Below are 14531 nucleotides of genomic sequence, written 5' to 3' on the forward strand. Positions count from 1 at the left end.
TAGCCAACACCCTGGTGCCGTAGCCATCACCCTGGTGCCATAGCCGGGGCCGCCCGGCTCAGGCCGGAGCCACGGGTCGGCCGAGCGACAGCATCAGCCGGTTCGCCCAGTTGAAGAACGCGGCGCCGTGCACCACGTCGGCGATCTCGCCGTCGTCGAGCCCCGCGGATCGCAGGAGCGCGATGTGGTCGGCCCCGAACGCGCTGGGCGTCTCGGTCAGCGCGACGGAGGCCGCGACGATCGCGTTCCACCGCTCGCCGAGGTGGGCGGACACGCCCTCGTCGAGCAGCCGGTCCACGTCGTCTGGCCGCTTGCTGTGATGGGCCGCGAAGCGCGAGTGCACCGAGGCGCAGAACACGCAGCCGTTGCGCCGCGAGGCCGCGGTGGCCGCCAGCTCACGATCGGCCCTGGGCAGTCCGTCGGCGACGTTGTAGAAGATGTCCTTGTCGACCAGGGTGCGCGCCCGGAGCACCTCGGGGTCGCGCGCGAGCAGACGGAAGTAGTCGTTCTTGGCGCGAGCGGCGTCGACCAGGCCGTCATAGTGCCGCTCGGTCAACTCGTCCTCCGCGAGCGGGGGCACGTGCGGCGTCCACCCGACCTCGGCGCGCGTGAACCCGTGCGGGTGCGGGGCGTCGTCGTGCCGGAGCACGGTGTCGGCGGTGGCGGGCTCGGTGGTGGTGTCGGGATCGGTGGTGTCGGGGTCGGTGATGGCGGGGTCGGTGGTGTCGGGCTCGGTGGTAGCGGTGGCGTCGGTGGTGGTCATGCGGCCTCCTCCTCGGTGGACGCGGCGGTGGGGTCGGTGGTGGCGGTGGTGGCGGTCGCGAGTCCGGCGGCGGCGAGCACGCGGAGCCCGGTCACGACGCGCTGCTGGAACGCCAGGAACGACACGAGCTGCGACACCGTGACGATGCCGTCGGGCGTCCACCCCGCGTCGAGCAGGCGGCCCAGGTCGGCGGCCGAGGCCTCGCGCGGCCGCAGCACCAGCAGGTGCGCGTGGGCGAGCGCGGCGGCCAGTCGCCCGCCCAGAGCGTCCGTGGCGGTGGCGTCCGGCGCATACCTCAGCCCGTCGGTGCTCTCCCCCTGGAGCCCGGCCTCGGTGTACGCGCCGAACGGACCGGTGGCGGCGGCCCCGGCCAGCTCGGCCCTGACCACCGCGGCGCGCTCGGGATCGGCGGCCTCCGCCCGGTCGGCGTAGAACAGCGCGGTCGGGTCGTCGGCGCCGGCGAGCCCGGTCGCGAAGGCCGCGATCAGCTCGCGCTCGGCCTGCGACGCGTGCTGCACCGAGACGGGGCGGAACAGCGCGTCGAAGCTCGCCTGCAACTGCTCGCGCGTGATCGGACGGCGCCGCCGCAGCGCGTCGAGCCCCGGCGTCACCTCCGCGATGCGGTCGACGATGTCGTCGGTCATGCGTTCTCCTTGAGGGTCGTGTCCGCGGGGGACGGGGTGAGGGCGTAGCCGAGTGCCGGGGCGACCTCGGCGGCGAACAGCTCGATCGAGCGCAGCACGTGCTCGTGGGGCGCGTCGACCGAGTGCACCTGGAACGCGACCTCGGTCGCGCGGGACAGCGTCGCGTCGTCCGCGAGCGAGGCGGCCACCTCCTCCGGCGTGCCCAGGTGGGTGTCGAGCGCGGCGATCAGGTCGTCGAGGTCGTCGCCCGGGATCGTCTGCCCCTGGCGGCGGAAGCCCTCCGCGGCGCGCCGCAGCCCGACCTCCGCGAACCGCAGCGCCTCGGCCCTGTCATCCGCCACGAACACGGTGCGCGAGGCCGTGATGCGCGGCGTGACGCCGGCCGGCAGCGCATCGAGGTAGGCGTCGATGATGGGGTCCTGCAGCTCCGACAGCGGCGCGCGGAGGCGCTCGGCCGTGCGCGGCTGCGTGCGCGAGAGCAGCAGCCCGTGGCCGTGCACACCCGCGCGGCTCCCGCCCGCGGCCGAGAACGTCGCCTGCCAGACGCGTGAGGCGAGGTCGCCCGGGTCGGGGTACAGGGTGTTGTCGCCGCCGACGTCCTCACCCGCAAGCGCGTCGAGCAGCACGCGCAGCTTGCGGTCGTACGTGGCGGCCTTGTCGCGCACGTCCTCCCCGAACGGTACGAACGACGAGGGCGTGCCCCCGCTGCCGAGCCCGAGATCGAGACGCCCGCCGGAGAGCAGGTCGGCGACCACCGCATCCTCCGCCACGCGCACCGGGTCTTCCAGGGGCAGCGTGATCACCCCGGTGCCGAGCCGGAGGCGGTTCGTATGCGCGGCCGCGTGCGCCAGGAACACGAGCGGCGACGGCAGCCCGCCCTCCGCGGCGCGGAAGTGATGCTGCGCGACCCATGCACGACCGATGCCGTGCCGCTCCGCGTGCTGGAGCTGCGCCGTGGCCAGCGCGTAGCGATCGGCGGGCGACGCATCGTCGAGCAGACGGGTGAAGAACGCCACGGTGGGTGCGGCGGCTGGTGCGGTCATGCGAGGACCTCTCGGCTCTGGGGAGCGTCGCCGACGCCGGGCACGGCGGCGAGCAGCTCCCTGGTGTACTCGTGCTGCGGGTCGTGGAACAGCTCCTCGGTCCGGCCCTCCTCCACCACACGACCGCGGCGCATGACCGACACCGTGTGACTGATGCGCCGCACCACCGCGAGGTCGTGCGAGATGAAGAGGTAGGTGAGCCCGAGCTCGGCCTGCAGCGAGGTGAGCAGCTCGAGGATGCGGGCCTGCACCGTCACGTCGAGCGCGGACACCGCCTCGTCGAGCACCACGATCTCCGGGTCGATCGCGAGGGCACGGGCGATCGCGACGCGCTGCCGCTGCCCGCCCGACAGCTCCCGCGGGGTGCGGCGGGCGACGTCGGCCGGCAGCGCCACCCGGTCGAGCAGGGCGAGTGCGCGCTCCCGCCGTTCGGCCCTGCCTCCGACGCGGAAGTTCTGCAGGGGCTCCGCGACGATGTCGACGACGTGCTGCCGCGGATCGAGCGACGCGAACGGGTTCTGGTACACGAGCTGGATGCGCCGGCGCATCGCGCGTAGCGGCGCCCCCGTCGCGGCCGTCACGTCGGCCCCGGCGACCTCGATCGATCCGGCATCAGGGCGGTGGAACCGGGTGACGAGTCGTGCCGTGGTGGTCTTGCCCGAGCCCGACTCCCCCACGAGCGCGTGCGTGGTGCCGCGGCGCACGCGGAACGACACGTCGTCCACCGCGCGGAACCGCTCGCGACCCGCCACGCGGAACTCCTTCACGAGTCCCTCGGCGACGATCGCGTAGGGGTTCTCGGCGGCGACCGCGGCCGCATCCCGCAGGAACGGCGGTGCGTCCGGCCGGCGGAACCCGGTCGCGAAGGCGGGCGCGTCGGCGAGCAGCTGCCGCGTGTACGGCTCCCGCGGCACCGCGAGCACCGCGTCGCTCGCCCCCTGCTCGACGATGCGGCCGTCCTTGAGCACCACGAGCCGCGCGGCACGGTCGGCCGCGACCCCCAGGTCGTGCGTCACCAGCAGGATGCTCGTCCCCTCCTCACGCTGGAGCTCGTCGAGAAGGTCGAGCACCGTGCGCTGCACCGTGGCGTCGAGCGCGCTGGTGGGCTCGTCCGCGATCAGCAGCCGCGGGCGCAGCGCCACCGCGGTTGCGATCAGCACGCGCTGCCGCATGCCGCCGGACAGCTCGTGCGGATACTGCCGTGCGCGCAGCCCCGGGTCGTCGATGCCCACGCGGTCGAGCAGCTCGATCGCCCTGGCCCGGCGCGACCTCCGGTCGCGGTGCCCGTGCAGGCGCAGGATCTCCTCCACCTGCACCCCGACCGGGCGCACGGGGTCGAGCGAGGTGGCGGGGTCCTGCGGCACGAGCCCGATCTCGGGGCCGCGGATGCTGCGCAGGGCGCGGTCGCTCCAGCCGGAGATGTCGAGCTCGCCGAGGAGCACACGCCCCGCGTCGACGCGACCCCCCTCCGGCAGCAGCCCCAGCAGCGCGTGCGCCGTGGTGGACTTGCCCGACCCGGACTCGCCGACGAGCGCGAGCGTCTCACCCTCGGCGATGTCGAACGAGATGCCGTGCACGACCTCCCGGTCGCCGTACGACACCGTGAGGTCGGTGGCGGTGAGGACGGGGCTCGCGCTCATCGCACTCCCCTTCCCAGGCGATGGCTGATCGTGGTCGTGGACGCAGAGATCGCGCTCATCGCACTCCCCTTCCGAGGCGGTGGCTAATGCGGTTGGCGCTTAGCACCACCGCGACCACGACGAGGCCGGGGAGGGCGGTGAGCCACCAGGCCGTCGCGATGTAGTTGCGCCCCTCGGCGATCAGCAGGCCCCACTCGGGCGTGGGCGGCGGAGCGCCGTAGCCGAGGAACCCGAGCGTGGAGATGGCGAGGATCGCGGTGCCGAACTGGAGCGCGGCGAGCGCGACGATCGGGGTGAGCGAGTTGGGCAGCACGTGGCGGCGCAGCACGGCGACGAACGTCCCGCCACTGCCGAACGCCGCCTCGACGTACTCGGTGCGCCGCACCCGCGCGACCTCAGCGCGCATCAGGCGCGCGAACGCCGCGACGCTGCCGAGTCCCACCGCGATGGCCGCATTGACGGTGCCGAACCCGAGCAGGATGATGACCGACAGCGACAGCAGCAGGCCGGGGATCGCCAGGAGCACGTCGACGATGCGCATCAGCACGTCGTCCACGATCCCGCCGACCGATCCGGCGATCGCACCGAGCACCGTGCCCAGGGCGAGGCCGACCGTCACCGCGATCAGCGCGCCGGAGAGCGAGTGCACCGCGCCGTGCACGACCCGGCCGAACAGGTCGCGGCCGAGCGTGTCCGTGCCGAACCAGTGCGCGGCGCTCGGGGGCAGCAGCTTGTCGGCCGGCACGCCCGTGAGCGGGTCGCCCGGCGCGAACACTCCGGGGATCAGCGCCCAGAGCACCGCGAGCGCCACCGCGGCGACGGCCAGGTAGAGCCCCCACGGGCGGCGACGCAGGCCGCGACGGCGCCGCGGGGTCGCGGCGGGGGCGGGGGCCGAGGGGGTCGCGGAGACGACGTCCGCGGTCTCGGCGATCACGGGCGCGGTCATGCGGTGGCCTCCTGCAGCGTCCGGCGGGGTTCGGGGCGACCGCGGCGGGCGGAGGTGCGCTGCCGCGGGTCGATGAGCGGCGTGGCGAGGTCGACCGCGAAGCTGATGAGCACGAAGCCGAGTGCCGACAGCAGCACCACCCCCTGCAGCACCGGGATGTCCTGGTTCGCGACGGCCTGCTCCGTGAGGCGTCCGATCCCGGTCCGGCCGAACACGGTCTCCGTCACGACGGCGCCGCCCACGAGCTCGCCGAACAGCACGCCCGCGATCGTGAGCGTCGGCACCGCCGCGTTGCGCGCGACCGAGCGCGTGAGCACCCACACCGGCGGTGCGCCCTTCGCCCGCAGCACGGTCACGAACGGCTGCGCCTGCACCTGGTCGATCGACCGCACCAGCACCTGGGCGAGGGGCGCGGAGATCGGCACGGCCAGGGTGAGCACGGGCAGCACGAGACCGCTCACCGGGTCGGCTCCCACGATCGGCACCCAGCCGAGGCCGAACGAGAACACCTGGATGAGCAGGATCCCGAGCCAGAACACCGGCACCGCGACGAAGAGGCCGGGCACCTGGCGCAGTCCCGTGCGCAGCCACGCGAACGGCGCCAGCGACGACAGGCCGGCGATCAGCACGGCCAGCACGAGCGCCACCGCGAGCCCGAGCGACGCGAGCAGCAGGGTCGCGGGCAGCGCCTCGGCCAGCATCGTGCGCACCGGGGTGCCGAACTGCGTCGAGTAGCCGAAGTCGCCGGCGAGGAAGCCGAGCCCGGCGTGCACGTACTGCTCCCACCACGGCAGGTCGGCGCCATAGGTCGCGCGGATCCCGTCGAGCTGCTCCGGCGAGAGCCCGAGGCTCGGGTCGGAGAACTTGATCAGGATCGCGTCGCCCGGCAGGAGCTGCAGCAGGAAGAAGGTGGCCGTGAAGGCCGCGACCAGCACGATCGCGGCCTGCCCGGCTCGTCGGAGGACGAAGCTCATCGCGTCACCGTCGCCCTCAGTGCTCCGCGAGCCAGACGCCGGAGAACGTGGGGCGCCCGACCGACTCGAACGCCACGCCGTGCACGTACGTCGCGGCACCGTAGACCTGCGGCTCCTCGAACAGCGGGATCACGTAGGCCTGCTCGGCGATGTAGTCCTGCACGGCCTGCGACGCGGCGATGCGCGCGTCGGCGTCGGGCTCGGAGGCCACGGCGAGCAGCAGCTCGTCGAGCGTCGCGTCCTGCGAGATCAGCACGTCGCGGTTCTTCGTGAAGTACTGGCTCTTGATCACGTCGAGGTCGGCGCGTCCGACCATCGAGTGATAGAACCCGGTCTTCAGCGGGTCTCGCGTGTCCTCGGCATAGGTGCCGGCATCGCCGGGCTTCACGGTCAGCTCGACGCCGACCTTCGCGAGCTGCTGGGCGATCAGCTCCAGCGTCTGCTTCGACAGCGGCTGCGGCTTCGCCTCGTAGACCGTGATCGCGAGGCGCTCGCCGTCCTTCTCCCTGATGCCGTCGCCTGCGGGCGTCCAGCCGGCCTCGTCGAGCAGCTCCTCGGCCCGGTCGGGGTCGAAGGTGTAGTGCTCCGATTCGTCCTTGTAGCCGACCGCCTGGGAGGACAGCACCGACGTCGCCACCGGGTAGTTCTCGGTGAAGAGCGTGTCGACCACCTCCTGCGCGTTCACGGCCGCGATGATCGCCTGGCGCACGCGGATGTCGGAGAGCAGCGGGTTGTCCGGCCGCAGGGCGATCGAGTTGTTCACGCCGCGGGTCTGCGGGACGTAGAGCGTGAAGCCGGCGCCCTCCACACGATCCTCGTCGAACGCCTGCACGTAGCGCACGTAGTCGGCCTGCCCCGCGAGCAGCGAGCCGATGCGCACGGAGTCCTCCGGGGTGATCAGCACGTGCACGGCGTCGAGGTACGGGCGGCCGTCGTTGTCGGCGCTCTCCGGACCCCAGGCGTAGTCGTCGCGCGCGGCGAGGGTGTACTCCGTGCCGAGCTTCTCGTCGGTGACGGTGAACGGACCGGAGCCGATGATGTCGGCCGCATTGCCCGCGCCGAAGTCCTCGATCGTGCCGTCGAGCGTGTCGGGTGACAGCAGGCCGGAGTTGATGGTGGACGTGGCCTGCAGGAACCCGGGCGACGGGGCGGAGAAGCGGAACGTGACGGTGTCCTCGTCGACCACCTCGCTGCCGGCGTAGTTGTTGATCGCCTCGGACACGGTGAGCCCGCGGTCGGCGTCGCCCAGGCCGTAGGTGTCGAAGTTCTTCGCGACGGCGGCGGCGTCGAGGGGCGTGCCGTCCGAGAAGGTGACGCCGGGGTTCAGGTCGAACGTGTACTCGGTGGCGTCGTCGTTCACGGTCCAGTCCGCGGCGACCCACGGCTCGATCTCGAGCGTCTCCGGGTTCTGCCACGTGAGCCGGGCGGCGATGTTGTTGACGATGCCGCCGTTCGGGTAGAAGCCGGCCTGCGGCGGGTACAGGTTCGTGTACGCCTGGTGCTCCAGGTACGTGAGCGTGCCGCCCGTGACAGGGGCCCCGGCGTCGGTCGGTGTGCCGGCGGGGGCGGCGGAGGTCGCGCACGCGGCGAGGCTCCCGGCCAGGACGAGGGGCAGCGCGACGGCGGCGGTGCGGATCAGGCGGCGGCTCATGCGGAGGACTCCTCGGGGGTGCGGGTGGGTGCAGGTGGGTAGGGGTGCGGCGTGGGGTTCACGCTAGGAAGCGGCGGGCGGTGCGCGCCGGGCGGCGGACGCGGAAGGTCGCCCGGCGACACCCGCGGTCACGCATCGACACGCGACGTCACACGCAGGCGGTCGCGCAGCGTGATCGCGCCGTCACCGTGCTCGCGCAGCAGTCCGCGTCGCCGCAGCTCGGGCGCCGCCAGGTGCGTGAACGCCTCGAACTGCGCGGGCTGGAACGCCGAGAGCACGTTGAACCCGTCGGCCGCTCCCGCGTCGCGCCACGTCTCGAAGTGGTCGGCGACCGCGGCGGCGTCACCGACCACGAACGCGGCGGGCACGGCGTGCGCGGCGACCAGGTGCCGCCAGGTGAGGGCTGCGTCGGCGCCGATGCCGAGACCCGCGAGGTGTGCCACGCGCTCGATCAGGGCGGCCCCTCGTCCGCCGAGGCGCAGCGCCTCGGCGGGACCGACGGGGGCGTCGAAGGCCGCGTCGCGCAGGGGGTCGTCCCCCGGCACGTCGAGGGCGTCCGCGAGCGCCGCGACCGTGCGGTTCGCTGGGAAACCGGGGCGCTCGACCTGGGGCCCCTCCGCGAGCGGCACGAGCGCGAGCAACCGCGCCACGATGCGCTGCGCCTCGGCGTGCGTCTCGGCGACCACGGGCAGCACGGGCGCGATCACCCGCAGTTCCTCCGGCGAGCGCCCGGCCTCCGCCGCGATCTCCCGCAGCCCCCGCCGCGTGGCGACCGCGTCGGCCAGGGTCGGCGAGGCGATGAGGGCGAGGTCGGCCGCGGTCGCGGCGAGCGCGCGCGACCGCGGCGACGTGCCGGCGTGTACCACCGGGATGCGCCCCTGCGGCGGCCGTGCGAGTTGAGCGGTCCCGTCACGCGCACGTGCGCGCCCTCCAGGTTCGCGGCGCGCAGCCGGTCGGCGTCGATCAGCACCCCGCGTTCGGCGTCGGCGATCCAGGCGTCGGCGTCCCACGAGTCCCAGAGCCGGCGCAGCGCCGTGACGAACTCCTCGGCCCGGTCGTAGCGGGTCTCGTTGTCGGCGTGCGCCTCGCGTCCGTGGTTGCCCGCCGCGCGCGGCTCGGCCCCGGTGACCAGGTTCACCCCGGCGCGTCCGCCCGAGAGCACGTCGAGCGACGCCAGCGCCCGCGCGGTCGTGTATGGATCCGCGTAGGTCGCGATGAGCCCGATGCGCGAGGTGAGGCCGGCGAGGAACAGCACGGCGCTGACCGGGTCGATGCGCGCGAGCAGGTACGGGTCGCGGAACTCCAGGTCGGGGCCCGTCGCGAGCCAGTCGCCGAAGAACAGGTAGTCGAGCCCGGCCTCCTCGCCCGCCGCGGCGATGCGCCGCAGGACATCGGCGTCGCGTGCGGGGTCGCGGTGTGCTCCGGGGTGACGCCAGCCGGACGGGTAGGCACCGAGCGTGCGCACCATGGCGCCGATCACGAGGGGTTCGGTCATGCCGTCACGCTAGGAGCGCGGGACGGCGGCGACCACGGCGCGGAAGCCGGGGGTCACGCGACGTCACACGGCGACATGTCCACCCCACCCTCTACGCTGAGAGGATGACTGGTCTTCGTTGGGGAATCCTCGCGACCGGCGGCATCGCCGGCGCCTTCGCTTCCGACCTGCGCACGGCGGGCCTCGACCTGGTCGCGGTCGGCTCGCGCTCGCAGGAGTCCGCCGACGCGTTCGCCGCGCGGTTCGACATCCCGCACGCGCACGCCTCGTACGAGGCGCTCGTGGCAGATCCCGACGTCGACATCATCTACGTCTCCACACCCCATCCGATGCACCACGAGAACGCCCGGCTCGCCCTGGAGCACGGCAAGCACGTGCTGGTCGAGAAGGCGTTCACGCTGAACCAGACCGAGGCCGCCGACCTGCAGGCGCTCGCCGCCGGGCGCGGCCTGCTGGTCACCGAGGCCATGTGGACCAGGTATCTGCCGCACATGGTGCGCATCCGCGAGCTGATCGCCGAGGGGGCGCTGGGCGAGATCCGCACGGTGAGCGCCGACCACACGCAGCTCCTGCCGACCGACCCGGCGCACCGCCTGAACGCGCTGGAGCTGGGCGGCGGCGCGCTGCTCGACCTCGGCATCTACCCGATCTCGTTCATCTGGGACATCCTGGGCGCCCCCACCAGCATCCGCGCGGTGGGCCGCCTGGTCGAGACGGGCGCCGACTCCGAGGTCGCCACGGTCATGACGCACGAGGGCGGCGCAGTGTCGACCAGCCTGTCGTCCTCGCGCGGCGCGGGCCCCAACGCGGCGAGCATCGTGGGCACCGCCGCCCGCATCGACATCGATCGCGTCTGGTACGCGCCCACCACGTTCCGTCTGGTGCTGCCCGACGGCACGGTCGCGGAGGAGTACGTGACCGACATCACCGGGCGCGGGATGCAGTTCGAGGCGATCGCGGCGGAGCGTCTCGTGGCCGAGGGGAACCTCGCCGGCGACATCCTCCCGATCGCCGAGAGCGTCGCGATCATGGGGGCGCTCGACGAGATCCGCGCCCAGATCGGCGTCCGCTACCCCGGCGAGGAGGACCACCGTGGCTGAGACCCCCGACGCCCGTGTCGCGGTCTACCTCGACTTCGACAACATCGTCATCTCCTGGTACGACCGCGTCCACGGCCGCAACTCGTACGGCAAGGACCGCCAGCGCATCACCGAGAACCCCAACGACCCCGAGGTCGCCGAGCGGTTGAACAGGGCGATGATCGAGGTCGGCGCCATCATCGACTACGCCGCCTCGTTCGGTACCCTCGTGCTCACCAGGGCCTACGCCGACTGGTCGTCGCCCGTGAACGCCGAGTACCGCTCGCAACTCGTGGCCCGTGCGGTCGACCTGGTGCAGCTGTTCCCGGCCGCCGCGTACGCCAAGAACGGCGCCGACATCCGGCTCGCGGTCGACGCGGTGGAGGACATGTTCCGCCTGCCCGACCTCACCCACGTGGTGATCGTGGCGGGCGACAGCGACTACGTGCCGCTCGCGCAGCGCTGCAAGCGCCTCGGCCGCTACGTGATCGGGGTCGGCGTGGCCGGCTCCACCGCGAAGTCGCTCGCCGCCGCGTGCGACGAGTTCGAGTCGTACGACTCGCTGCCCGGTGTCGCCCGCCCGGCGAAGAGCGTGAACCGCACGCCCGCGGAGGCCCCGGCGGAACTCGCGGCCCCACCGGCGGACACCGCGACCAAGCCGAAGGCGGCACCCAAGACGCGCGCGAAGGCCAAGGCCGCGAAGACCGAGGAGCCCAAGGTTGAGGAGAAGATCGACGACCAGGGCGAGGCCACGCGTCTGCTGGAGCGGGCGCTGCGCCTCGGGCACGACAAGGCCGATGCCGACGAGTGGCTGCACAGCTCAGCGGTCAAGACGCACATGCGCCGCATGGACCCGTCCTTCAGCGAGAAGGCGCTCGGCTACCGGTCGTTCTCCGACTTCCTGAAGTCGCGCGACGACATCGCCGAGCTCGAGGAGACGGGGCACGAGCGCCTCGTCCGCCTGCGCGAGCCCTGATCCCCCCGCCTGCGCGAGCCCTGATCCACCCGCCGGCGCGGGGCCTGATCCCCCCACCTGCGCCGGGCCTGATCCACCCGCCTGCGCGGGGCCTGGCCCATCCAGGCCGAGGTCCGGCCCCTACTGGTTGCTGAAGGCGGCGTCGAACGCGGCCTCGGGCGGCGGCCACAGCAGCGACCGCACGAAGCCGAGCGCTTCGGGGGCACCGTGGAGCCGGTCCATGCCGGCGTCCTCCCACTCGATCGAGATCGGGCCGTCGTAGCCGATCGCGTCGAGCGCCCGGAAGGCGTCCTCCCACGGCACGTCACCGTGACCGGTCGACACGAAGTCCCAGCCGCGCCGCGGGTCGCCCCACGGCAGGTGCGACCCGAGCACGCCCGCCCGGCCGTTGTGCGGACGCATCCGGGTGTCCTTGCAGTCCACGTGGTAGATGCGGTCGGCGAAGTCGACGATGAACCCGACCGGGTCGATGTTCTGCCACATCATGTGCGAGGGGTCCCAGTTGAACCCGAACGCCTCGCGGTGGTCGATCGCGTCGAGCGCACGCACGCTCGACCAGTAGTCGTAGGCGATCTCACCCGGGTGCACCTCGTGCGCGAACCGCACGCCCTCGCCGTCGAACACGTCGAGGATCGGGTTCCAGCGGTCGGCGAAGTCCTGGAACCCCTGCTCGATCACGGCGGCGGGCACGGGCGGGAACATCGCCACGTAGGGCCAGATCGACGAGCCGGTGAAGCCCACGACCGTGTCGACCCCGAGCTTGCGGGCGACCCGGGCGGCGCGCGTCATGTCCTCGGCCGCTCGCTGCCGCACCCCTTCGGCCTCGCCATCGCCCCACACGTACGGGCGCAGGATGCCCTGATGGCGGAAGTCGATCGGGGCGTCGCACACGGCCTGGCCCGCCAGGTGGTTCGAGATCGCGAAGAGCCGCAGGCCGTGTCGGTCGAGGATCTCGCGGCGCGAGGCGAGGTAGGCGTCGTCCTCGTCGGCGCGGCGCAGGTCGAGGTGGTCCCCCGAGGCCGCGACCTCCAGCCCGTCGTAGCCCCACTCGGCGGCGAGCCGGGCCACCTCCTCGAACGGCAGGTCGGCCCACTGGCCGGTGAACAGGGTGACCGGACGAGTGCTCATGGATCCTCCTTGGTCGCGGGTACGGGGTACGGGGCGGGGCGGGCGGGGTCGCGAGGTCAGGCACCGAGGGCGCGCAGATGGGCGATGCTGCGCGCGGCGAGCTCGTCCTGGCTCGCAGCGAGCGGGCGCCACACCGACGCCGCGACCGCGATCGTCGCGTTCTCGCCGGTGAAGCTCTCCAGCCCGAGCACCCCGCGGTAGCCCGCGTCGTCGAGCGCCGCGAGGATGCCCGGCCAGTCGGTGTGGTCGTCGCCCACCGCCCCGCGGTCGCTGCCGCACACCTGCACGTGGGCGATCGCGGATCCCGCGGCCCTGATCGCGTCGGCCGGCCGCTTCTCCTCGATGTTGAGGTGGTACGTGTCGAGGGCGAGCCCCACGCCCGCGCCCAGCAGCGGCTCGAGCGCGTCGAGGCTCTGCGCGACCGTGTTGAGCACGCTCGTCTCATACCGGTTGAGAGGCTCGACGGCGAGGATGAGCCCGGCGGCCGCCGCCTCGTCCGCCAGGGGCGCCAGGTTCTCCCGCAGCTCGGCCACGACCGCGGTGCGCTCCCCCGCGTCCATCCGCCAGGGCGCCCCGGTGGGCGCGTAGAACGGACCGGCCACGACCGGGGAACGGAGGATCGCGGCCGCGTCGAGGCAGGCGCGCAGGTACTCCTGCGTCGCCGGCACGTCGCCCGCGCGTGCCACGAGCGACCGCCCCTGCCCCATCGCGCCGACCAGGACCGCGCCCATCCCGAGGCCGTCCAGCACGGCACGCGCCCGCACGGGGTCCCAGTCGCCGGGGTTCTCCAGCGGCAGTTCCAGGGCGTCGTAGCCCATCCGTGCGGCGGTGTGCGCGAGCGGCTCCAGCGTCTCGTCGGTGAGCGGAGACGTCCACACCCAGGTGTTGACGGCGATCGTGCGGGGCATCGTTGTCCTTCGATCAGGGAGTCGCTCCCACCCTCCCACCCCGGTGACACGGAGCGGAAGGGCGGGAGCGCAGGCGGTTACGGGATCTGCCGCTCCTGCCACACCGTCGGGTAGCCGGGGAGGTTCTCCCCGCCGAACTTGGCGTAGTGGCCGTCGGGCATGCCCTCGTTCGCCGCCAGGTAGTCGTCCAGCTCCGCCTCGGTGATGGGCTTCTGCGGCAGCACCCACTCCTTCGGCACCTCCTGGCCGGCGAAGATCATCTGCGCCGCGAGCAGCGGGGTGCGCCACTGGAAGTTCGAGTACACCGGGGCGAGGCCGGTGAGGCCCGTGTCCTTCCACTTGCGCAGGAAGCTCATCTCGTCCTCACCGGTCATGACCGGGTAGTCCGCGCCGGCGTCCTCGAACGCCTCGATGGCCGCGACGGCGCCGTCACCGGCGTCCATCCAGATGCCGTCGACGTCGCCCTTGGCGAGCTCGTCGCTGATGATGCTCTTGATCTCCGCCGGGTCGGCGCCCGTGAAGTAGTCCACGGCCTCGATGCCCGCCTCGTCGAACAGCTTCTCGGCACCGGCCCAGCGGTGCTCCAGCACGTCGACGCCGGGGAGGATGCGCAGGGCCACGACCTTGTCGCCCTCCTCCAGGTTGTCGATCAGGAACTCGGCCGTGTCGATGCCCCAGGCGAAGCCGCCGATGGGGTGGATGAAGGTGACGGGGCAGTCGGTGTTCACACCGCGGTCGAACACCACCACGGGCTTCCCGGTCTCGCACGCCCGGTCGACGGCGGGCGTCATCGCCGCCGTGCTGTTCGGCGAGATGAGGAACACGTCGCAGTTCCCCTCCGAGATGAAGTAGTCGATGTCGGCGATCTGCGTGTCATCGGAGTCCTGCGCGTCGCGCGTCTCCATCTCGCTGATCGCCCCGGCCTCCTGCAGCGCCTTGAGCTGCTCGTTCATGGTGATCCAGCCCGTCTGCCGCCACGGGTTGGAGATCGAGGCGTTCGCGAAGCAGGCCTTCTTGGCCCCGGCGCTGGCGAACTCGGACGTGTCGACCATCTCGGCGTTGATGTGCTGCAGGTAGGGCTCGTCGGCGGGACCCTGGGGTTCCACGCCGCGCTCCTCGTCCTGCTTGTCGAACAGCTCCTGGTCGAACCACTCGGTCGTCTCCGCCGCCTGCTCGGGGTTCTCCGACTCCGCCGGCGCCACGGACGGGTCGGTCGTGCACCCGGCGAGCGCGATGAGGCCGAAGAGGGCCACCCCGGCGGTGGCGATCTTCATCGATCGTCGC

13 protein-coding genes and 1 pseudogene are annotated in these 14531 nt (G+C 72.9%); 2 read left to right on the top strand and 12 right to left on the bottom strand.

What is annotated here, in order from left to right:
- Window positions 1-58 precede the first annotated feature (58 nt).
- The 9 genes and pseudogenes from KV394_RS17070 to KV394_RS17110 all read right to left on the bottom strand — a co-directional run.
- Complete coding sequence (locus KV394_RS17070; protein WP_247981977.1) at window positions 59-763, bottom strand: alkylhydroperoxidase domain protein; 705 nt, start codon at window positions 761-763, stop codon at window positions 59-61.
- On the bottom strand, window positions 760-1407 hold the full coding sequence (locus tag KV394_RS17075) for a CMD domain protein (protein WP_247981978.1): 648 nt from the start codon (window positions 1405-1407) through the stop codon (window positions 760-762). The genes KV394_RS17070 and KV394_RS17075 overlap by 4 nt, the downstream gene beginning before the upstream one ends.
- Window positions 1404-2450 (bottom strand): putative FMN-dependent luciferase-like monooxygenase, encoded by a 1047-nt coding sequence (locus tag KV394_RS17080; RefSeq protein ID WP_247981979.1) that lies wholly within the window; start codon window positions 2448-2450, stop codon window positions 1404-1406. The genes KV394_RS17075 and KV394_RS17080 overlap by 4 nt, the downstream gene beginning before the upstream one ends.
- On the bottom strand, window positions 2447-4090 hold the full coding sequence (locus KV394_RS17085) for a dipeptide ABC transporter ATP-binding protein (RefSeq protein WP_247981980.1): 1644 nt from the start codon (window positions 4088-4090) through the stop codon (window positions 2447-2449). The genes KV394_RS17080 and KV394_RS17085 overlap by 4 nt, the downstream gene beginning before the upstream one ends.
- A 55-nt stretch (window positions 4091-4145) precedes the next feature.
- Window positions 4146-5036: an ABC transporter permease gene (locus KV394_RS17090; RefSeq protein WP_247981981.1), complete on the bottom strand. Its 891-nt coding sequence runs from the start codon at window positions 5034-5036 to the stop codon at window positions 4146-4148.
- Entirely contained in the window at window positions 5033-6010 is a 978-nt protein-coding gene (locus KV394_RS17095; RefSeq protein ID WP_136030853.1) for an ABC transporter permease, read from the bottom strand. Before KV394_RS17095 ends, KV394_RS17090 begins: the two co-directional genes overlap by 4 nt.
- Before the next feature lie 16 nt (window positions 6011-6026).
- Entirely contained in the window at window positions 6027-7661 is a 1635-nt protein-coding gene (locus KV394_RS17100) for a TIGR04028 family ABC transporter substrate-binding protein (RefSeq protein ID WP_247981982.1), read from the bottom strand.
- A 128-nt stretch (window positions 7662-7789) separates the two neighbouring features.
- Window positions 7790-8671, bottom strand: coding sequence for an LLM class flavin-dependent oxidoreductase (locus KV394_RS17105; protein ID WP_247981983.1), 882 nt, complete (start codon window positions 8669-8671; stop codon window positions 7790-7792).
- A gap of 59 nt (window positions 8672-8730) precedes the next feature.
- Window positions 8731-9156 (bottom strand): annotated as a pseudogene (locus KV394_RS17110) (LLM class flavin-dependent oxidoreductase); the annotation flags it as partial.
- A gap of 104 nt (window positions 9157-9260) precedes the next feature.
- Here KV394_RS17110 and KV394_RS17115 point away from each other — a divergent pair.
- Window positions 9261-10256: a Gfo/Idh/MocA family protein gene (locus KV394_RS17115; protein ID WP_247981984.1), complete on the top strand. Its 996-nt coding sequence runs from the start codon at window positions 9261-9263 to the stop codon at window positions 10254-10256.
- The gene (locus KV394_RS17120) at window positions 10249-11211 is read left to right on the top strand and encodes an NYN domain-containing protein (RefSeq protein WP_136031082.1); all 963 of its coding nucleotides are present in this window, start codon (window positions 10249-10251) and stop codon (window positions 11209-11211) included. Before KV394_RS17115 ends, KV394_RS17120 begins: the two co-directional genes overlap by 8 nt.
- 120 nt (window positions 11212-11331) lie before the next feature.
- Here the strand turns inward: KV394_RS17120 and KV394_RS17125 are convergent, their stop codons facing one another.
- The 3 genes from KV394_RS17125 to KV394_RS17135 all read right to left on the bottom strand — a co-directional run bounded on the left by KV394_RS17125 (window position 11332) and on the right by KV394_RS17135 (window position 14521).
- Window positions 11332-12339, bottom strand: a complete 1008-nt coding sequence (locus tag KV394_RS17125) for a sugar phosphate isomerase/epimerase family protein (RefSeq protein WP_136031084.1) — start codon at window positions 12337-12339, stop codon at window positions 11332-11334.
- Window positions 12340-12395: 56 nt separating this feature from the next.
- On the bottom strand, window positions 12396-13247 hold the full coding sequence (locus KV394_RS17130; protein WP_247981985.1) for a sugar phosphate isomerase/epimerase family protein: 852 nt from the start codon (window positions 13245-13247) through the stop codon (window positions 12396-12398).
- A 77-nt stretch (window positions 13248-13324) separates the two neighbouring features.
- Complete coding sequence (locus tag KV394_RS17135) at window positions 13325-14521, bottom strand: substrate-binding domain-containing protein (protein WP_372490612.1); 1197 nt, start codon at window positions 14519-14521, stop codon at window positions 13325-13327.
- Between the last annotated feature and the right edge of the window lie 10 nt (window positions 14522-14531).

The sequence above is a fragment of the Microbacterium sufflavum genome, from assembly GCF_023101165.1.
In the GTDB taxonomy this organism is placed as follows: domain Bacteria; phylum Actinomycetota; class Actinomycetes; order Actinomycetales; family Microbacteriaceae; genus Microbacterium; species Microbacterium sufflavum.